This is a genomic window from Aestuariivirga sp., from assembly GCF_965227715.1.
Classification (GTDB): Bacteria; Pseudomonadota; Alphaproteobacteria; order Rhizobiales; family Aestuariivirgaceae; genus Aestuariivirga.
Genome location: NZ_OZ245771.1, coordinates 766174 through 785682 on the forward strand (window position 1 = coordinate 766174; position 19509 = coordinate 785682).

At 60.1% G+C, this 19509-nt stretch carries 15 protein-coding genes and 1 pseudogene; 10 read left to right on the top strand and 6 right to left on the bottom strand.

Features of this window, described 5'->3' with window-relative positions; all coding sequences use genetic code 11:
- Position 1 precedes the first annotated feature (1 nt).
- Together accC and aat are read left to right on the top strand one after the other, a co-directional pair.
- On the top strand, positions 2-1345 hold the full coding sequence (gene accC, locus ACO06F_RS03725) for an acetyl-CoA carboxylase biotin carboxylase subunit (RefSeq protein WP_421695353.1): 1344 nt from the start codon (positions 2-4) through the stop codon (positions 1343-1345).
- Positions 1345-2001 carry a leucyl/phenylalanyl-tRNA--protein transferase gene (gene aat, locus ACO06F_RS03730; RefSeq protein WP_421695354.1) on the top strand — a complete coding sequence of 219 codons (657 nt, stop codon included), beginning with the start codon at positions 1345-1347 and terminating at the stop codon, positions 1999-2001. Before accC ends, aat begins: the two co-directional genes overlap by 1 nt.
- 19 nt (positions 2002-2020) lie before the next feature.
- Here aat and ACO06F_RS03735 read toward each other — a convergent pair whose 3' ends face one another.
- From ACO06F_RS03735 to ACO06F_RS03755, 5 genes are read right to left on the bottom strand one after another with little or no spacing between them, the layout of a single operon-like run.
- The gene (locus ACO06F_RS03735; RefSeq protein ID WP_421695355.1) at positions 2021-2617 is read right to left on the bottom strand and encodes a prepilin-type N-terminal cleavage/methylation domain-containing protein; all 597 of its coding nucleotides are present in this window, start codon (positions 2615-2617) and stop codon (positions 2021-2023) included.
- On the bottom strand, positions 2614-3006 hold the full coding sequence (locus ACO06F_RS03740; protein WP_421695356.1) for a PulJ/GspJ family protein: 393 nt from the start codon (positions 3004-3006) through the stop codon (positions 2614-2616). The genes ACO06F_RS03735 and ACO06F_RS03740 overlap by 4 nt, the downstream gene beginning before the upstream one ends.
- Positions 3003-3467, bottom strand: coding sequence for a GspH/FimT family pseudopilin (locus ACO06F_RS03745; RefSeq protein WP_421695357.1), 465 nt, complete (start codon positions 3465-3467; stop codon positions 3003-3005). Before ACO06F_RS03745 ends, ACO06F_RS03740 begins: the two co-directional genes overlap by 4 nt.
- Entirely contained in the window at positions 3448-4656 is a 1209-nt protein-coding gene (locus tag ACO06F_RS03750) for a type II secretion system F family protein (RefSeq protein ID WP_421695358.1), read from the bottom strand. The genes ACO06F_RS03745 and ACO06F_RS03750 overlap by 20 nt, the downstream gene beginning before the upstream one ends.
- Positions 4653-6338, bottom strand: coding sequence for a GspE/PulE family protein (locus ACO06F_RS03755; RefSeq protein ID WP_421695359.1), 1686 nt, complete (start codon positions 6336-6338; stop codon positions 4653-4655). Before ACO06F_RS03755 ends, ACO06F_RS03750 begins: the two co-directional genes overlap by 4 nt.
- Before the next feature lie 78 nt (positions 6339-6416).
- Between ACO06F_RS03755 and ACO06F_RS03760 the strand changes: the two genes are divergently transcribed.
- The 4 genes from ACO06F_RS03760 to gspD all read left to right on the top strand — a co-directional run bounded on the left by ACO06F_RS03760 (position 6417) and on the right by gspD (position 10788).
- Positions 6417-7466 carry a PilN domain-containing protein gene (locus ACO06F_RS03760; protein WP_421695360.1) on the top strand — a complete coding sequence of 350 codons (1050 nt, stop codon included), beginning with the start codon at positions 6417-6419 and terminating at the stop codon, positions 7464-7466.
- Entirely contained in the window at positions 7463-8044 is a 582-nt protein-coding gene (gspM, locus tag ACO06F_RS03765; protein ID WP_421695361.1) for a type II secretion system protein GspM, read from the top strand. The genes ACO06F_RS03760 and gspM overlap by 4 nt, the downstream gene beginning before the upstream one ends.
- Before the next feature lie 80 nt (positions 8045-8124).
- On the top strand, positions 8125-8592 hold the full coding sequence (locus ACO06F_RS03770; RefSeq protein WP_421695362.1) for a hypothetical protein: 468 nt from the start codon (positions 8125-8127) through the stop codon (positions 8590-8592).
- Between the two features lie 135 nt (positions 8593-8727).
- Positions 8728-10788 (top strand): type II secretion system secretin GspD, encoded by a 2061-nt coding sequence (gene gspD / locus ACO06F_RS03775; protein ID WP_421695363.1) that lies wholly within the window; start codon positions 8728-8730, stop codon positions 10786-10788.
- Between the two features lie 3 nt (positions 10789-10791).
- On the opposite strand, the gene ACO06F_RS03780 is transcribed toward gspD, so the two are convergent.
- Positions 10792-11616: a hypothetical protein gene (locus tag ACO06F_RS03780; protein WP_421695364.1), complete on the bottom strand. Its 825-nt coding sequence runs from the start codon at positions 11614-11616 to the stop codon at positions 10792-10794.
- 220 nt (positions 11617-11836) lie between these two features.
- On the opposite strand from ACO06F_RS03780, the pseudogene ACO06F_RS03785 reads away from it, so the two are divergent.
- The 4 genes and pseudogenes from ACO06F_RS03785 to ACO06F_RS03800 all read left to right on the top strand — a co-directional run.
- Positions 11837-12430, top strand: a pseudogene (locus tag ACO06F_RS03785) (SpvB/TcaC N-terminal domain-containing protein); the annotation flags it as partial.
- Positions 12431-12607: 177 nt separating this feature from the next.
- Positions 12608-17893: an RHS repeat-associated core domain-containing protein gene (locus ACO06F_RS03790; RefSeq protein WP_421696613.1), complete on the top strand. Its 5286-nt coding sequence runs from the start codon at positions 12608-12610 to the stop codon at positions 17891-17893.
- 1 nt (position 17894) lies between these two features.
- Positions 17895-18374: a competence protein ComJ gene (gene comJ, locus ACO06F_RS03795; RefSeq protein WP_421696614.1), complete on the top strand. Its 480-nt coding sequence runs from the start codon at positions 17895-17897 to the stop codon at positions 18372-18374.
- A gap of 87 nt (positions 18375-18461) precedes the next feature.
- Positions 18462-19256: an RHS repeat-associated core domain-containing protein gene (locus tag ACO06F_RS03800; RefSeq protein ID WP_421695365.1), complete on the top strand. Its 795-nt coding sequence runs from the start codon at positions 18462-18464 to the stop codon at positions 19254-19256.
- Positions 19257-19509: the final 253 nt, after the last annotated feature.

Consider the following 19509-nt stretch of genomic DNA (forward strand, 5'->3'; position numbering starts at 1 on the left):
GATGTTCGACAAGGTCCTCATCGCCAACCGGGGTGAAATCGCACTCCGCGTGCTGCGCGCCTGCCGCGAGCTTGGCATCCAGACGGTGGCGGTGCATTCCACCGCCGATGCCGACGCCATGCATGTGCGGCTCGCCGATGAGAGCGTGTGCATCGGCCCGCCCCAGGCGCGCGACAGCTACCTCAATATTCCGGCGATCGTTTCGGCCTGCGAGATCACCGGCGCCGAAGCGGTTCACCCCGGCTATGGCTTCCTCTCGGAGAATGCGCGCTTTGCAGACATCCTGACCGAGCATGGCATCAAGTTCATTGGGCCATCGGCGGAGCACATCCGCATCATGGGTGACAAGATCACCGCCAAGATCACCGCAAAGGAACTTGGCATTCCCGTGGTGCCGGGGTCCGAGGGCGGGATCTCCGACATCGATGAGGCCAAGCGCGTGGCGAAGGACATCGGCTTTCCCGTCATCATCAAGGCCACCGCCGGCGGCGGCGGGCGCGGCATGAAGGTGGCGCGCACGGAGGCCGATCTGGCGCTGGCGATGAGCACGGCGCAATCCGAAGCCAAGGCCGCCTTCGGCAATGGTGATGTCTATATCGAGAAATATCTGGAGAAGCCGCGCCACATCGAAATCCAGGTGCTGGGCGACGGCAAGGGGCGCGCCATTCATCTGGGCGAGCGCGACTGCTCGCTGCAGCGGCGGCACCAGAAGATTTGGGAAGAGGCGCATTCGCCTGCCCTCAACGCGCACCAGCGCGACGAGATCGGTGGCCGCGTGGCCCGCGCCATGGAGAAGCTCGGCTATGAAGGGGTCGGCACCGTCGAGTTCCTCTATGAGAATGGCGAGTTCTTCTTCATCGAGATGAACACCAGGCTCCAGGTGGAGCATCCGGTGACGGAGGCGATCACCGGGCTTGACCTCGTGCAGGAGCAATTGCGCGTGGCGTCCGGCGCTGATCTTGCTTACACCCAATCCGATATAAGTTTCTCGGGCCATGCCATCGAGTGCCGCATCAATGCCGAAAACCCGACAACCTTTGCGCCGTCCCCCGGCAAGGTGGATGCGGTGCATTTCCCCGGGGGGCTCGGCATCCGCGTGGATTCCGCCCTTTATGCGGGCTATCGCATTCCGCCCTATTACGACAGCCTGATCGGCAAGCTGATTGTCTCCGGCAAGACCCGGACCGAATGCATGATGCGGCTCAGGCGGGCATTGAGCGAATTCGTGGTCGAAGGAATCGAGACCACCATTCCGCTGTTCCAGCAATTGCTCGGCGAGCCGGACATCATCGACGGCCATTACGACATTCACTGGCTGGAGCATTATCTCGCCCGCCAGGCCTGATGAGCAGCATCACGCCACAGATCCTGCTCAGGGCCTATGCGGCCGGCATTTTTCCGATGGCGGAAAGTGCGGAAGACAACGCGCTCTACTGGGTGGAGCCTGAAGAGCGCGGCATCATTCCCTTGGATGGCCTCAAAGTCTCGCATTCGCTGCGGAAAAGCGTGCGGCGCAGGCTGTTCGAGGTGAAGGTCGATCATGATTTTGCGGGCGTCATCGCCGCCTGCGCGGCAAAGACGCCCGAGCGGCGCTCCACCTGGATCAATGCCCGCATCAAATCGCTCTATACCCAGCTTCACAGCTTGGGCTGCTGCCACAGCATCGAATGCTGGCAGGAGGGCCAGCTGGTGGGCGGGCTTTATGGTGTGCGCATCGGTGCGGTGTTCTTTGGGGAGAGCATGTTCTCGCGCGCAACTGATGCCAGCAAGGTGGCGCTGGTGCATCTGGTGGCCAGGCTCAACTATGGCGGCTTCAAGCTACTCGACGCGCAATTCGTGAACCCGCATCTGGAAAGGCTCGGCGCCACCACCCTGCCCCGCGCCCAATACCACAAGGTGATGGAGCCGCTGCTGGAGAGGCCCGCGGATTTCCATGCATTCGCGGCGGATAATAACCCGGAGACGGTGCTGCGGTTTGCGATGCCAAGCCGGCTGGCCTGAGGAAAACACCGACGTCCTATCAACCCGGCAGAAGACAGGTCACAACGCCTGGGACTGCAGTCAGCGCGGGCCATTGCCGCAAGTCGCCTGGATCAAATGTCAGGCTGAGGCGAATTTCCAGCGGCAAGCCCTCCTTGCCCGGCCCGCCCTCTTTCGGCGCTGGACAGAAGGAATATGAGAAGGCCAGGCTGCGGACCCCAGAGAGCAGGATGTGCGGGGCCTCAGCTTCGGCCCGCCCGCCACCATGGAGTTTCCGCGCCAGCAGGAGCCGCCCCTGGTCGTCGCGCCAAACAGTGACCTCATAGATGCCGCCGGTCTCGGTCACACCGGGCGAGAGAGCGAGGAATTGAATCCGGTCTTGGCTGCCTTGAAAAAAGAGCTGCCGCCGTCCGGCTGCATCTGTACCCAATCCCGGCAGCATGTCCTCAAACGAATTCCGCATAAAGCGGGCAACGATGTCCACATTCTCCTGCGCCTCGTTTCTTGCCATGGCTGCATCCATTTTCTGCCACACAAACAGGGCGGAGAGCGCGTAGCCGATGAGGAGTGATAGGAGCGCCAGGGTCACGAGAAGCTCGACGAGCGTGAAACCGGCTTGCGTTGTTCTCGATGTCACGAGCCATGTCCGCTCAGCAGGATTGTATCGGCCAGGATGCGGCCTTCGCCAACCACATTGGCCGGAATGAACCGGCCCGTGACCCGGAAGGCCGAAACAGGCATGGCCCCCGCTTGGGGCCTGGCCGCTACCGGGGTGATCGTCAGCGTCCAGCGGCCAGATGGCAAAGCTCCCTCACTGCGGCCGGCCGTCAGTTGCCGCGCCAGCCTCAGCCTGGCTATCTGCTTGTCGATTTCGCGAAATGCCGTCTCCTGCGCCGCCATATGCGTTGTCACGCGCAGAGCATCCGACAGCACGGCGAAAGACATGATCAGCGCCGAAGACAGCACGACGAAGCCGACCAGCGTTTCAATCAGCGTGAAGCCTGCCTGTCCTGGACGGTTCCTCATCTGCTCCCGCTGATGATGATTGCGCCTGTCAGCCAATCGACCTGGACGCGCGTGCTGTGGCCGTCCCCTGACAATTGAATGTCGCCGCCCGTGGAGCTGCCATTGGGCTCAAACACAATGGCCGCCCGCCGGTCTTCGGATACGCCCTTCGCGGTGACAACGGTGACACGCCTTGCCGCCTGAAGTGCAAGGATGCTCCCTCCCGCGTCCGCAACGCCAGCCGGCGTGAGGTTGATCAGAACCGTTGTGGGGCGCCTCGTCATGAGAGCGGTTTCGCGCGCCTGGCGCAGCTTCGCGGCCACTATCCGGGCATCTGCCTGCAGTGCCCCGCCCTTCCCGCCTCGAATGGCTAGAGGCAGAGAGACAGCAAGCACCATGCTCAGGATGGCCAGAACCACCAGCATCTCGACCAGGGTGAAGCCCGCACCATGCGCTTGCCCCTCATTGAATGGCGAGGTCATTGGCGCTCAAGATGGCTTGCATCACCGACATCACCACGCCGCCCACGAGAATTCCTGTCAGGACGGTCAGAACCGGCGTCAGCAGCGACATGGATCGCGTGAGCAGCCGGAGGGCCTCGCTCTCCTTGGCCGAGGCGATGTTCCGGAGCACGGGTTCCAGCCGGTTCGTTTCCTCCGCAACGGCGATGAGCTGCAGGCTCGCGGGGTCGAACACCGGCACCTGGCCCAGCGCAACCGAAAGCCGCGTGCCGTCCTGCACAGCCTCCCGCACGACCAGCAGAGCCTGCGCTGTGGCAGATGTGCTGGCAGCCGAGGCAGAACTGCCGATCGCCACCTGCAGCGAAACTCCACTCTTGAGCAAGGCCGCAAGAACATTGCAGACACGGCCCAGTTCGGAGGTTTGCGTGATGCGGGCGATCAGAGGAAACGAACAGGCAGCCCTGCTTAAGTCGCGCTTCCAACTGAAAGCCCTGCCGAGGCCCACGGGCAGGGCCAATGCAAGAAGGCAGACGAACACCAACAGCAAAGGATGCTTGGTGATACCATCCGACAACAGCAGCATCATCTGGAGCGAAGTTGGAATGGCGTCCGTGTTGTGTTCGAACAATGGTGCGATGCGCGGCGCCAGAACCAGCGAAATGACGATGACGGAGACGGCAGCGAAACCCAGCAAGAAGAGCGGATAGATAAGGGCTGACACAATATCCGCAGCGATTTTTGCCCGCCTCGCCAGAATTTGCGAGAGATCTTCCAGGACTGTTGAGAGTTCTCCAGACTGTTCCCCAGCCTTGATCAAGGCTAGCTCATACTGCTCGAAACCGGCTCTTTCCTGCTGAAGCGCAGCAGCCAGGGACGATCCGGCCCGCACCGCGTTCAACAGCGCCTCGACCGTCTGATGCGCCTTACCCTTGGTCTGCAACATGATCAGCTGCAGGGCACGATCAATCGCAATGCCCGCTGCAGTGAGTGCCGCCAGCTTTTCCGCAAAGTCCCTGCGCCAGTGAAGTGAGAGCGATTGGCCGCCCGGAAGCGATGCAGAAGCGGAGGACAAACGCGTTTCCTCCAAGCGGTAGGCAAAAATTCCACGCTGCCGCAACAGCAGCGCGGCATCTGCCGCGGTCAGGGCCGAAACCGAACCTCTTGTGCTGGCTCCAGCAACGTCCAAAGCCCAATAGGCGAACTCGCTCACGCGGCCCCAGCTCCCAAGATCCGTGTGACTTCACCCGCCGTCGTCCGCCCGTCAGCAACCATTGCATGCGCTGCCGCTTTGAGGCTCACGTATCCGGATTTTGCCGCGATCGCCTCAAACTCGATTTCGCTGGCGGCACGCCCTATGGCACGGCTCAGCTCCTCCGACACCACCATGATTTCGCTGACCACCCTGCGCCCGTTGAAGCCCTGGCCGCCACACTGCCGGCAAGAGGATCCAGGTGATACGGTCCCCATAGCGTCCGGCGCATCCGGGCTTGCGCAGGCATTGCACAAGGTGCGGATAAGCCTTTGGGATACAACGCCCCGCAATGCGGAGGCGAGAAGGTAATCCTCGATACCGAGATCGCGCAGGCGCGCAATCGCGGCGGCCGCGGAATTCGTATGCAGGGTTGAGAAGACCAGATGCCCCGTCAAGGCAGCCTGGACCGCGATGCGGGCCGTTTCAGCATCGCGGATTTCGCCAATCATGATGATGTCGGGATCATGCCTCAACACCGAACGCAGCACCGTCGCAAAATCGAGGCCGATATTTGTGCGCACATGGACCTGGGTGATGCCCGGAAGCTGATATTCGATCGGATCTTCGACCGTGAAAATCTTTCCCTGCGCGGTGTTGAGCAATTTCAGCAGAGCATAGAGTGTGGTCGTCTTGCCACTTCCCGTGGGGCCGGTGACGAGGACGATGCCATTCGGCTGGCCAATGAAGGCGGACAGCGCTTCGACAGCTGGAGGATCGAAGCCAAGGGCAGCAAGTTCGAGATCCATGTCCAGCCGGTTCAGAATGCGCAGTACGATCGCCTCCCCCTCGACCGATGGCATTGTGGAGACGCGAAAGTCAATTTCTCTTCCCTTGACCACAAACCTGATCTTGCCATCCTGTGGCAGGCGCTGTTCGGCAATGTTGAGGCGCGCCAGGACCTTTATGCGTGAGGTGAGACCGGGCTGCTGTGCCTTGGCGATGCTCTCGGCCCTGTGGAGCACGCCATCGACACGGTAACGCACCTGCAATTCGTCCTTTAGGGGTTCGATGTGAATGTCAGATGCGCGCTGATCGACAGCGGTCGTCACCAGCCGGTTGAGCAGCCTGATGACTGGCGCCTCGCTTGCAAGATCGCGAAGACGTTCGGCATCGAGATCCAAAAGCTCGGTGAGCCGGGCCGGATCCGGCGAACTGCTGCCACCGCCGATCTCCTCAGCTTCCAAGCGCTCGAAGGCGGCCTGAAGGGATTGTTGCGAACAGATGGAGAGCTGCAATTCTGCCCCCCGAACATAGGCCAAACAGCGGGCTGCCTGATTGTCCAAGGGAAAGCAGGTGGCGAGATGGAGAACACCATCCGCTTCACTGAGCGGAAGCAAGGCCGTGCGCCTGAGAAAGGGGAGATCGAGCGCGTCATCGTCGAGGACATCGCGGCTGGGCTGGGGCTGGCCAAGGATGGGGCACCCAGCGAAGGACGCCATGGCTTCCAGCAGCGCATGCTCGCCTATCAGTCCTAGCTCCGTTAAAATGGTTTCGATCCGTTCGCCCCCGGCCGCAAGCGCACCTTCGGCGCGGCGCCGGGCATTCGGCAGCAAGTCTCCCCGCTGCTCCAGAAAGGCGAGAAAGGCGGCGGCGTGCCGGGTCAGCACTGCGTTCGGGTAATCGCGGTCCAACACCATCATACAGCGCCTGAATCGAGCGATTTGACAACTTTAAGTAAACTATCGCATCCTTGTTGACCTTGGTAGAGGATTCTCGCCTTGGTAGACTTCTCCGTGCTGAGAGATATCGATTGGACCATGCCCGATCTCCGGATCTGGCTGCACAGCCTGTTGCAGCCAGCCTCCGCTGTCGAGCATGAGGCCGATGCGCTGCCGGCCGTACGCCTTCACCGCGCGGAGGGACAGGGGCGCAGCGCCGCGGTTGGTGAGATGCGGGACTGGGCTTTCATCGGCGATGACGCCGCTGCAGGGTTCAGTCGGGGTGCCAGTCTAATCATCCCTGACGAGTTGTGCTTCAGGCGGCGCAGCCAGTTGCCGAGGTCCTCAGCGGCTTATCTGCCCGAGATTATGGACGTCGAGTTCGCAGGCATCACGTCCATTGACCGCAGCGAATTCTTCGGCGGGAGCTATGCTCACAGCGTAGCAGCCGAGCAGGATTTCGTCATTGGTGAACAAATTCTCGTCACGCGCAGCCTTGTAAGCGCCCTTCTCGACAGGCTTGCAGCCAAAGGTGTGACCGTATCGGCGTTGGCCTTTGCGGGACCCGCTGCCGCGTTGCATCCGGTTGTTCTTCAAATCAATGGCGAAGCCTATGGAAGCGCGCGCCTGCGTCGCTGGTGGGGCTTTACGCTCGGCAGTGCGATCTTGGCCATGGTGCTCTTCGGCGTATTTCTGATGACCGTTTCCCAACAAGAGGACGCGCTAACACAACGCTTGCTGCGGGACCGGCAGATGCTCGAAGCACAGGCGCAGAGTATCCGGAAAAAGCTTGCGGAGCAAAAGTCGGTCTCGGAGGGGCTCGGCGCAATTCTGAAGGCGGAACGGGGGAATGCGCGGACCCTCATAGCGCTGGAGGAAACGACGCGGCTTCTGCCTGACGACGCATTTCTCCAGGTTCTGGTCCTCGACGGAAAGGAACTTACCCTGGACGGACTGGCTGCGGAACCTGAGACCCTCATCTCGGCTTTCGAAAAATCTCCGCTCTTTGCCGCAACTTCATTCCTCGCACCTGCCTATCGCGACCCCGCGAGCGGCCGCAGCCACTTTACCCTGAAGGCGGCGATTGAGGCGGAGGCCGCACAGCCATGACCATGGGACGGCCGGCGTTCCGGCAGGACGCCATGGTTTTCGCTGTCGCGGGTGTGCTGGCCATGTCTCTGGTGTTTTGGGCGCTTGACACAGTCTGGTCGAGCGATGCGCGGCTTCAGGAGCTGGCAAAGCTGAATGGACGGCTGCAACAGTTCGTGCAGAGCGGCGGCACATCTGTGGCAGACGGTTCTCCGCTGGATGGCGTGCCTGCGGATTTTTTTCTGAGTGACGGCACGGCCGCCGAGATATCGGCACAGCTTTCGACCTTGTTGAGCGGCATTGCGGCGGCACAGGGCCTCCAAGTGCTGAGCACAGGCGATGCGCCGGAAGACCCCGGCACCGCTGCTCCGGCAGGGCGCTATTCCGCGGTTCTTGAGGCGAGTGGTACACTACGCGCGATATTGGGGGTGCTTTCCGCCGTGGTCCAGGCACGCCCGAAGATGGCCATTGAGCGCCTCGAGATCAGAAGCAGCATGCCTCAGGGACCGGACGCCCGCCAGGAAGCCTCACTCTCGCTTTCGCTGCAGGTGTCGGGCTTTTCTCGGCCCGGAACCAGCGCGTCAATGGCTTCGCCATGAGGACGGGAACGCTCCGCGGGACGACAGCACTCTGTCTTGCAATATGTGGCGCGCTGGGTGCTGGAAGCCTGTGGATCGGCTTGCGCGGCATTCCTCTACCGCCGGTATCCGGCGCATTGTTGAGCCAGATGGCGGATCCGGCCACGCCGCAGATCATGCCTGGACAACAGCCCCAGGATTTTGCCTTTGGCGACGCCCTGGCCCGCCCCCTCTTCGATGAGACGCGGCGCCCCTTCCGTCAGCCTCCGCAAGCGCCGCTTGCCGAACTGGCCCAGCCGCCGCAGCCCACATTGACGACAAGCCCACCTACCCCCGAGAACACCGGCCTCCGGCTCGCGGGAGTCTATCTCTCCGGCGATCGCCAACTTGCGCTGGTCCAGTCGCCGGAGAATCCGGCTGGTTCCTGGCTTGGGCGCGGTGACAATATTTCCGGCTGGCGCGTCGATAAGATTTTTTCGGGGCAAGTCACGCTGCAATCAAATGGGCAGAGAAGTGAACTGCAACTTTATGTGGAAGACTCTCCGAAAATGGTCGACCAGCAGGAATGACGTCACCTAAGGTCAAGGCTGGGAAGGGTAGCCTTGGCGATGCGGCCATCATTCAGACAGCTCTTGCGGATTGCCGCGCTCCTTTGTGCCTGTGCGCTGCCGGGCTGCACCTCTGCAACCTCCACGGGGGAGAGCATGCTGGAGCGAAATGCGCCACTCCTGCCCAAGCAGCCTTCCACGCCCCAACAGGCCCCGGCCACGTTGCTTCCGGTCCAGAAGCCGGCGCACAGTTTTCTGGGGCTGTTCCGGCCTGGTAACGACCAGCAATTGCAGAAGCCCTTGCGCTCCTCGGCCGCCGATGAAGATGGCGATGGCGCGGAGGTCACCCTGAATCTTGTGGATGCACCCATTGCGCAGGCCGCCAAGGCTGTGATGGGAGACAGTTTGCAGCTTCCCTATTCAGTCGATGCGCGCGTGCAGGGCAAGCTCACGATCCAGACGCCCAATCCCGTGACCAAGAGCCAGCTGATGTCGCTTTTCGAATCGGCGCTGCGGGATAATGGCGCCCTGATGCTCCGTGATGGGGGCGGCTACAGGATCGTTCCGGCCACCGAGGCTGTGCGTAGCACCACTCCCGTTTCAGTGGGTTCAACACACGACAGCACACCGGGTGTCGCGCCACGCGTGGTTCCGCTGAAATATATCTCCGCCGACGACATGCGGCAGGTGCTTGAGCCGATGTTGCCCCAGGGCTTCATTGTCTCGGCAGATCAATCCCGCAATGCGCTTATTCTCGCCGGAAGTTCCCAGGAGCTCGCCTCAGTCGAGGAGACAATTTCCGTGTTCGACGTCGATTGGCTGAAGGGTATGTCCTTCGCGCTCATTCCCGTGCGGACATCCTCCCCTGCCGCGATCGTGAGGGATCTGGATGAAATCTTCTCCACCCGTTCGGGGCCCCTCAAAGGCGTCGTGCGCTTTGTGCCCAATAGCCGGCTCAAGGCGGTTCTCGTCATCTCTAGCCGGGCGCGCTATCTCAAGGAGGCCGGGAATTGGATCAAGAAGCTCGATGTGCTGGCGGATGCCAATGAGGCAAGCTTCCATGTCTATCACGTGCAGAACCGCACGGCCTCTACCCTGACGAAGCTTCTCGATTCAGTTCTGGCCGGCGGCCCCGGCGATCAGGGGAGCGGCGTGCGTCCATCCGTGGCGCCCAGGTTCCAGCCTGTGACAGCAACGGGTGGCGATACCGGCACAGTGGAGCCCGCGGAGCCCGGCTATACACCGCCCGAAGCGGGTGAGGTGGGGGAGGAGTCCTCCTCCGCCTCCCTCATGCCCGGCACACGTGTTGTGTCGGACGATTCCAACAACACGGTGCTGATCTATGCACCGCTGGCAGAATACGAAAAGATCCGAAACCTGCTTGCCGAACTCGATACGATTCCCAATCAGGTGCTGCTTGAGGCCATCATCGCGGAGGTGACGCTGGACGATGAGCTGAAATTCGGGGTCAGGTGGTATTTCGGCCAGCAGAACAATCACGCCACATTTTCCGACGTGATCACGGGATCGACAGCTTCCGTCTTTCCGGGCTTCTCCTATTTCCTTAAATCGGCTGACGTGAGCTTCACGCTCAACGCCTTGTCGAGCCTCACAAAGGTGCGCGTCCTCTCGGCGCCGTCGCTGGTCGTTCTCGACAATCATATGGCCACGCTGCAGGTGGGCGACCAGGTTCCCGTGGTGACCCAATCCGCGCAATCGACCGATGCTCCCGGCGCGCCCCTCGTCTCGACCGTCGAGATGAAGGATACGGGCGTCATCCTGCACGTGACGCCCCGGGTGAATGACAGCGGATTGGTGACGCTGGATATCGAACAGGAGGTGAGCAATGTGGTGAAAACCCTCACCTCCGGCATCGATTCCCCAACCATAAGGCAGCGGCGGATCAAGACTTCGGTGGCGGTCAGCGACGATGAGACCATTGCGCTGGGGGGGCTGATCCAGGATCGGGAGACAGCGGGCAAGACAAAGGTGCCTATCGCAGGAGACGTGCCCGTGCTCGGCGCCGCCTTCGGTCAGAAGACCGATGCGAACTCCCGCACGGAGCTGATCATCTTCATCCGGCCGCGGGTGATCCGCGATATGGAGGAGGCCAAGCAAGTGACGGAGGAATTCCGCCGCCAGCTCAGCATCGAGGCGCCGCCGGCCAAATTCCAGGAGCCAACTGCGATTGAGACCCTCGGAAAGATCCTGAACTGAGTTCTAATCCAGGCAGCGGGCGCCACCTGCCGCCGCCGGCAGATCCGGCGGCCACGCCGCGCGTGACCAGACATCAATGGCGAATGGCCGCTGCGGCTGGCCCGTCACCTCGATCACCGCGCGCCTGACGAAGCGGGATCCGTCCTTCAGCGCTACGGCTACCACGATCGCGTAGGCTCCGGAGGACTGGGCCCCCAGAGAAGTTCCCGGGGCCGGTGACGCCTCATACAAAAGCCGCAGAAGCTCGGGTGGCGCAGCAGAAGCGAGGATGCCTTGCTGCTGCGAATAAACGGTCGTGAGTGCGGAAAGCCTGGCTCTCACCTCATCCGTGAAGCCTGGAATTTGGTCGAGCTCCTCGACTGCCGCAAAGGCCTGGTTCTTGGGGCCGAAGCTGCGGCCCGGATAGCGGGAGGGTTCTGGCTCTCCTGACGGGGTGAGCTTGTCTTCGTCCCGGAAGTCCGCCATCGCCTGCTGCAGCGCCAAAGCCTGCGGCCTTGCGTGCACGAGCCCCTCGAGCAGCATCAGGACGATGTTGGGCGTGGCGGTGTTGAGGCCGGCAAGGCCCGCTTGATCCTGGACGGAGATCCAAGCCGTGGCCCCGCCGTCCCACTGGCAGCTGGACCATTGGCCCCTGGCTGGGCGGCGCGTTTCGCCCGAGCTGCCCACGGCCCATGTCAGGGCCTCGCGCCTGAGCAAGCCATCCGCCACGCCTTGCGCCAGCTCCGCGCTGACGGCATTGCGCGTCCGCAGCGTTTGGCTGCGCACAGCGATGACGGTCGACAAGGAGACCACGGCCAAAAGGCCGGTGATCCAAATGATCGCGACCAAAACGAATCCGGATGACCGCCCAGCTGGCATGCGCGTGCGTGCTGCTCCTTCGTTCACGCCAACCCCTGTTGCAGCGCTCTCAGAATAGTCTGTCATCACAACTTAGATTTGTCGAATCACCAAAATGTAAATATCTTACCTTAACGTAAATATCTTGCTCTGGGAGAGCTCCATGGTCGGCAGGATCGTGTCAGGAGTACTATTGCTGGTGTTCTGCGCAATGAAGGCAGGCGCGGCAGATGTTTCCGAAAGCAGCGACCTCGCGCGGCTTCCGAAGGCCGGGCTCACCTCGTGGAACGGCAGTTTCCAGCGGAGCATCCCGCTTGACGTGCCGCAGTTCCGCGGGCTCGAACCGGAACTCACGCTCACTTACGATTCCTTCCGCGGCATTCGCAATATGCCGCCTGCCGGGCGCGAATTGGGGGTTGGCTGGGCAATTTCAGGCTTGTCCGCCATCCAGCGTGTGTCCGGAACGCCTGCGCCCGCAGGGGGGCAGAATAAGGCGGCCAGTGCCAGGGGCGCGCCCGCCTATGGGGCCGCGGGCTTTCCGGCGGATAGTTTCCTTCTGGACGGCACCGAGCTGATCCCCTGCACGGAAGTCGCCGACATTGCTTCGACACCCTCCTGCCTGGGCACCTGGGCACCCGGGCAGGCTGTCTATACCAGCCGGATTGAGACATTCGCGCGGATCAGGCGGCTTACATCCAACAACAGCTGGGAGGTCACGGGGCGGACGGGCGTCAAGTCGATCTATTCCTCACTCGAAGGCGGAGATCCCAATACAACGTTCCGCTGGTACCTGACCTCGCAGATCGACCGGCGCGGCAATCATGTCGATTATGGCTGGAGCTGCAATGGCTCGCTTGATTGCACCATCGGCAACATCCGCGCCTTCAACCAGGGCAGCGGCATCGCTGCCAGCGAAGTGCTGTTTTACACGGAGGACCGGCCAGATCCTCTTACCTATGGCACCGGCCGCCGGCTGCGCGCGGTGACCAAGCGGATCACCGCAATCGAGATGAGAAATGCCGGCAGCAGGCAGAGTGCTTACAAGCTTTCCTATGAGACGTCTGCTTCAACAGCGCTCTCGCGCCTGGTGGCGGTGCAGAAATTCGGAGCGGACGCGGAAATCAACGGCAGCTACGTCACGGGTGGCACATCCCTGCCGCCTTACCGGATGAGCTATTCGAACAATGGCGATGCAAGTGGAAATCCTGCTTTTGCAGCGCAAGACAACTGGGATGTGCCGATGGACGCCCGCGGTGATTTCAACGGCGATGGCTGGGCAACCGACTCCTACAAGACTGAATCATGCGTTCACAAATCCAGATTGGAACCACGAGGAAACAATCGTGACGGCATGCAAAGTGTCAACGGTTACAGGTGTATCGGATCAGTTCTTACTCTTTCATCTGGAGGACCCACGCCCCTATCAAGAACAGAAGGCAGGTCATATGGCGGAACAGGAGTGGTTCCCGCAACTCCGTGGCTTATCGGTGTAGGAGACTTCGACGGAGACACACGAACGGACTGGCTGTACTCGGCTCGGCAAAACGTTTCAAGATGTGACTCCTTGGGTCACGGAGAGCAGAGCTGCACAACTGATAATGTTTTTGTCGGCATTGATATGCGCAGTGTTGATAGATTATTGTTTCATATTGGTAGAAGATCAAAGCTACCCGAAGATGGTAACGTTAGCATAGGAGACCTCAATGGAGATGGGGTCGCCGATGTTCACTTAAGTAACGGCCGCCTTCTTGTCTCGAATCCGGAAATTCCTGCGGAACACTCATTCGTGGATTGGGGACTCTACTCGCTTGAGAAACATAGATTTAGAAACTCGTCTTACATTGGTGACATCAATGGGGATGGGAAATCTGACTTTTTGATCGTCACTGCGAACGGCGACACAGACCAAGTTTTTTTGTCAACCGGAAGCGGTTTCAGCGCACAGCCTCCCTTTCCGAAACCATCATTGGCGGGAACGAAAATTCTGGCTGACGTCAATGGCGATGGGATGAGCGACCTTATCACGGTCGCTCTTCAGCAGAATCCCGTTCAAGCGTTCATCCAATTGTCTAACGGAACCAATTTTATTTCTGCCGCAGGTTCAGACGCATTGCAGCAAATCACCACGTCTATCAGCGGCCCGTCGAGTGAGCGTTCGTGGGGCATAGGGGACTTCAACGGTGATGGAAGAGCGGACCTGCAAGGTTACTCCTGGATTTCACGTTCCCTTGGAGGTGGGTTTGATGCCACCGCGCGTTCCGTTGCGAATGATCAAAGGAAAGTTGCCTATGTTGCCGACTTTAACGGGGACGGCGCTGATGATCTCGTGCGTTTCACCCCAAACAGGGGCAGACCAAATGCCCCATATAATTCAGATGAATACAGACCTGTTGATATTTCTGTCTGGCTCTCGTCCGGCGGCCAGGCTGACCGCCTGATCTGGATGCAGGAGCCATTGGGCGGCCAGATCATCGTCACCTATGCGCCATCGGCGGGAACACCGGGAACACGACTGCCCTTCATCATGCAATTGGTGAAAACCGTGATCACGGACGATGGCCGGAACACATCCACCAGCCGCAACACGACGACGTTTGATTATGCCGGCGGCCAGTGGTCCCGCGTGGAGCGGCAGTTCATGGGCTTTCAGACGGTCACGGCCACCCTCCCCTGCATCGCGGGCGAGACCACCTGCCCGAAGCGAGTACTCACCTTCCAGCAGTCGCCAGCCTGTATGGGCGAGATCGTGCAGGATCAGATGACAGATGGCGCCGGCGGGGTCCTTTCCCAGAAAACCAAAACCATCCTGGCGGATGCGCAAGTGCCCTTCACCTGCCTTGCCACAACGGTGGAGGACCGGATTTTTGATGGCAGCGCGTCCAAGGCAGTGCGCGAGGATTATAGCTACGACGTCTATGGCAATGTCACGCAGGAGTTTGACTGGGGTGAGACTGCCAATAGCGGGGATGAGCGCTTCTCGACCAGCGTCTTTTACCCGCAATGGAACGAATACATGGTCTCCTGCCCCGCCCAAACGGCAGTTTATCAGGGAAGCTCCGCCAGCGCACCGCTTCTCTCGGCGACGCGCATCTCCTATGATGGCGCCGGCTTCAACACCGCTCCCTGGCGCTGCGAAAAGACACGCGAAGAGAACTGGGTTGCAGGCGACAGCTGGCTAGCCTCCGGCACGTGGGGCTATGACGATTTCGGCAATCTCATCTCCGCCAGCGATGGCGTGGGCAATACGACGACTACCGTTTATGATGGCGCCTTCGCGCTCTATCCGGTGGACAGCCGCCTGCCGAATTATGCCACTGACCAACGCTTCCGCACCCAGACCAGCTGGAACATGGCCTGCGCCCAGCCTACTATCCTCACGGATATCAATGGGCAACAGAGCCTCTATAGCTATGATGCGCTCTGCCGGGAGACGCACCGGCAAATGCCGGGGGGGTACGAGGAATGGCGCGCCTATAATGAATTCGGCCTGCCCGGACCGCAGCATGTTGTGGTTATCACGAGTCCTGCGGGGGGGCAGAGCGCAAGGCGCTGGCATTGGCGCTATTTCGACGGTTTCGGCCGCGACTATTTCATTGTGACCAGCGGGAGCACTGAGGCTCAGTCCGGCAGAGTCATCGAGGATATATATTTTAATCAGCGGGGTCAGATCGCCACGGTCAGCGCCCCCCACTTGGTGCCTGACACCGCCTATTGGACACAGTACAGCTATGACAAGCTCGGCCGGCTCACCCAGTCGGTGAATCCCGATGGGTCAACCCGCGCCACCAGCTATAGCCTGGGTGCGTCCAATTCCACCGATGTCCTGAACGCCACGCAGACCGATGAGATCGGCCACCAGACGATCGAAACCGTCAATGCCGAAGGCCAGCGCATCCGGCGCACGCGGATGAACGGCCCAAGCCCCGTGGTCACCCAATATCAGAGGGATGCGTTGGGCCATATTGTGCGGGTCGTCGATCCGCTCTCCAACCAATGGAGCTATGCCTATGATGGCCTAGGCCGCCGCACGCGGGTGGAAGACCCCGATCTCGGCGTCTGGACTTACGCCTATGACAATGCCTCGCGCCTCACCTCCCAGACCGATGCCAAGGGCCAGGTGACCTCGCTCACCTATGACGAGCTCTCGCGCCTTAGGGTCAAGACCGTCACCACGGCGGCGGGTGCTGAAACGACCACCAATCTCTATGATGAGCCCCGCGCCGGATTCTACAATCTGAACCAGCTGACCAGCGCCACCCGCACGGCCGGGGGCAAGAGGTTTTCGCAGCTCTTCAACTATGATCTGGCCGGCCGCCTGGTGGACCGCAGGATATCGAGCTCGGACCGGAAAGTCATTGGCGTCGTGGGCTATGACTATTGGCCGGACGGCACCATCAAGCGCAAGCAGATGATGGATGGACGCTGGAGCGGACTCTATCTCTATGATACCGCAGGCCATCTCACAAGCATCGCCAATGCCAATACGCCCTCGGCCACGGAGCCCGCGCAGTTCATCTCCTCGATCCAGTACAATGCGCGCGGCCAGACCATGTCGATCGATTATGGCGGCGGGGCCTCTTCTCGCTACAGCTACAATGATCTCCGGGGCTTCCTCACCGGCGTGGTGAGCAGCAGGGCCGGAACTCCGGTGCTCGATCTCGCCTACAGCCGCAATGCCAAGGGGCAGATCACTGGCGTTACCTCGCCTGATGCGGGCCGCAGCTGGGCTTATGCTTATGACGGGCTCGACCGGTTGATCGCGGCGGATCATCTCGGCGGCACGGCGGAAGACCGGAGCTTCGCCTATGATGATGCCGATAATCTGATCTACAACTCCGCGCTTTGTGCAGGCTCGGCCCAAGCGCCGAACTTAGTTTATCAGCCGGGGCCGCATCCCCATGCCCCGGTCTCGATCTGCGGTTCCCCCGTCAGCTATGACGCCAATGGCAATATGCTCTCCTATGATGTGGATGGGCCGGGCCCGCAGCTTCCCCGCAGCATCGCCTATGATGGGGAAAATAGGCCCCTCTCCGTCACCCGGAACGGCAATGTCACCCGCTTTGATTACGGCCCGGATGGCGAGCGGGCGGGAAAGCATTTTCTGCGCAGCCATTTCTTCTATGCGGGCAGCGATGGCGAGGTGCTGGTCAATGACGCCAATCCCAGTGGCCTTGCCACCAGCTGGCTGCACCCGGATGTGAAGCGCGAGGGAACGGCAACAGACATTGCCGTCAAGGACCACCTCGCCTCCAACCGCCTGATGCTGCGGGTGGGCGGAGCCGTCACCCGGGCGGACTACGGCCCCTTCGGCCAGCCCCTCACCTCCAACGGCTCCGTGGCGCTGCAAGGCAAGGGCTACATCAACGAACGCTTCGACCCCGAAACAGGCCTCCAATATCTCCACGCCCGCTACTACGACCCCCTGCTCGGCCGGTTCCTCTCACCCGACACGTGGGACCCGGACCTCGCAGGTGTTGATATCAACCGCTATGCCTATGCGGGAAATGATCCGGTGAATGGGAGTGATGCCAATGGGCATATTGAAACTTCGGGCTTCAAGCTGAACGAAAACGACCACAGCAACTCGGAAGGTAACAAACAGGAGAAGACTCAAACATCCTCAGAGGCCCATCAAGAAACCAAGGAGGAGGCTCTTGCACGCGTCATTCGCTCTCAGGACGAAGAGGAGGAGGATTACGGAGAGACGAAGTCAGGCCATTTGGCACTCGGTGAGTATTCCTCCGGGATTGCGAAAGGTGCTTACAACGCCGGTGTTTTTGCCAAGAGTATCGCCTGTTGGTGTGATCAGTCGGCCGCCTACTACCACCCCGGATCCAATGCAGAAGCATCCGGCATGGGGGTGGCGGGAACTGCGGTCACATTCGGATCAGGAGCAGCTATTGGCAGAGCCCTCAGCGGAGCAAGGGCGGCTGGGGCGGGGGTCAGCAAAGAAATAACACTTTCCCAAAAGCTCCACGGTGAAGCTGCTCAACATGCAGCAGATGCTATAAAGGCTGGCAAGCCGGACGTGTTGACGATCTATCGCGCAGGAGCTAAGGCCAATAGAAACGCTGCAATTGGGTCCTTAGACTCCGTTCCTGGAAAGCATTTAGATGAGTATCCACCTGCTATGTTCAAGGAAGGTGGAGCCGGTGCAAGTGTTCGTGCAATCAATCCTCGTGATAACATGTCGGCTGGTGCTTGCGTTGGGAATGTTTGCCGTGGGTTACTTGATGGTACCAAAATAAGAATCAGAATCGGTGATTGAAATGGTGATATCGCTTAGATTTGAAGTGTCGTTTGGGCAACTTGCGGTCTTCGCTGGGGCACTCTCGCAGCCGTTCAATGACTGGACCAATCAACACGTTGAACAAGGATTTTCTTGGCGAGAGGGCAGTGTATCATTTCGAACGATATCAGAGGCTGGCGAGCTTTTTGTCGTTGTTAATGTTGTCGATCAGCTTGAAAATGTGAATCCGAGTGCTATTCGTATCATTGAAGTTCCATTCGAGGTGCCGAAAGATGGGACGATTGAAATTGGGAGTATCACCGAGACAGTGCCAGTGAGCATTCCTTCAGGTCCCTACTTGCTCCGCTGTGAGTTCATGAAGGCAAACGCAGATGATACCGAATGGGCGCAACTGACCTTCGCCAAGGACCATGTGCCTCATTTCTTAATAGTGCTGGCGGATCCCGACATTACAGCTCGCGGTGAATTGTTGACTACCGCTAGACCTGCACAGAGTTAAGGTAAGTCGATCTTCTTCGAGTTTTCTCGCGACTCAGTAAGCGAATTGCGTAGAAGATGCGAATAATCTGTTCAATAATTCCGCACTTTGTGCAGGCTCTTCGACCCCGAATCCGGCCTCCAATATCTCCACGCCCGCTACTACGACCCGCTGCTCGGCCGGTTCCTCTCACCCGACACATGGGACCCGGACCTCGCAGGTGTTGATATCAACCGCTATGCCTATGCGGGGGATGATCCGGTGAATGGGAGTGATGCCAATGGGCATATTGAAACGTCTGGCCTTAAACTAAATGCAAACGACCACAGCAACTCGGAAAGTACCAAGGAGGGAAACAGAGGGTCTACAGACTCCGTCTCCAGCGCTGAAAAGGGCGGTAAACCTGGTGAGATGGACCGACCAAATTCAGAAAGCGATGAAGATCTGGATGTGATGGAATTGAATGAACGGATTCAAAATGCGATACAAAGGCAGAAGCTGGCTAAGGATGGTATTGCTGGCTATGTTGCGCGTGAAGCCGTCAACACCGGCTTGTCTTTCAGCGGTGCCAAGTCCATCGGGCTCTTGGGCGGAACGGTAGGCAGGCTAGTTGGCAGGGCTGCCGAAGAAAGTGCGACGGCTGGGGTGGCGGCTGCAAACGGGGGAGCAACAAGTGCGAAGCAGGCCGCAGACCTGTCCAAACATCTTGGCTACGCCGAGAAGTACGGCAAGGATGTGGTCAATATGCTTGAGAACGGCCGGATTCGCTACCGCGGCGAGGTCCAGCCGACGAACAAAGCTGGGGAGATGGCCGGACGTCGATACGTGCATGAGTATGACGCTGCGACGGGAAGGTCGCGAGGATGGCACGAGACTATTGATCAAACTGGCAATGGGCCGTAGCCCCATTCGCCCGCGCGGCCGGAAGGCTTTTGAAATGGGGTAAGGCCGCCGAACAAAGCGCAAAACTTGGCGAGAATAGTCTATTAGCCAGTCAAAATGCGATACGGGCGGAGGCCAAGGGCGGAGCTTATGTACTTAGAGATCCCGACGGAGTTGTGGTCAGGTGCGGCAGAACGTGCGATCTCACTCGACGGGAAGCGGAACATTTGCGAGACCCTCACCTTCAACAATTTCGCTTCGATACGATTTATAG

Excerpts from the sequence above, each read along its gene's own strand:
- aat (WP_421695354.1), top strand. The coding sequence starts at position 1,345 with ATGAGCAGCATCACGCCACAGATCCTGCTCAGGGCCTATGCGGCCGGC.
- accC (WP_421695353.1), top strand. The coding sequence starts at position 2 with ATGTTCGACAAGGTCCTCATCGCCAACCGGGGTGAAATCGCACTCCGC.
- ACO06F_RS03740 (WP_421695356.1), bottom strand. The coding sequence starts at position 3,006 with ATGAGGAACCGTCCAGGACAGGCAGGCTTCACGCTGATTGAAACGCTG.
- comJ (WP_421696614.1), top strand. The coding sequence starts at position 17,895 with ATGGTGATATCGCTTAGATTTGAAGTGTCGTTTGGGCAACTTGCGGTC.
- gspD (WP_421695363.1), top strand. The coding sequence starts at position 8,728 with ATGCTGGAGCGAAATGCGCCACTCCTGCCCAAGCAGCCTTCCACGCCC.
- ACO06F_RS03755 (WP_421695359.1), bottom strand. The coding sequence starts at position 6,338 with ATGATGGTGTTGGACCGCGATTACCCGAACGCAGTGCTGACCCGGCAC.
- ACO06F_RS03745 (WP_421695357.1), bottom strand. The coding sequence starts at position 3,467 with ATGACCTCGCCATTCAATGAGGGGCAAGCGCATGGTGCGGGCTTCACC.
- gspM (WP_421695361.1), top strand. The coding sequence starts at position 7,463 with ATGACCATGGGACGGCCGGCGTTCCGGCAGGACGCCATGGTTTTCGCT.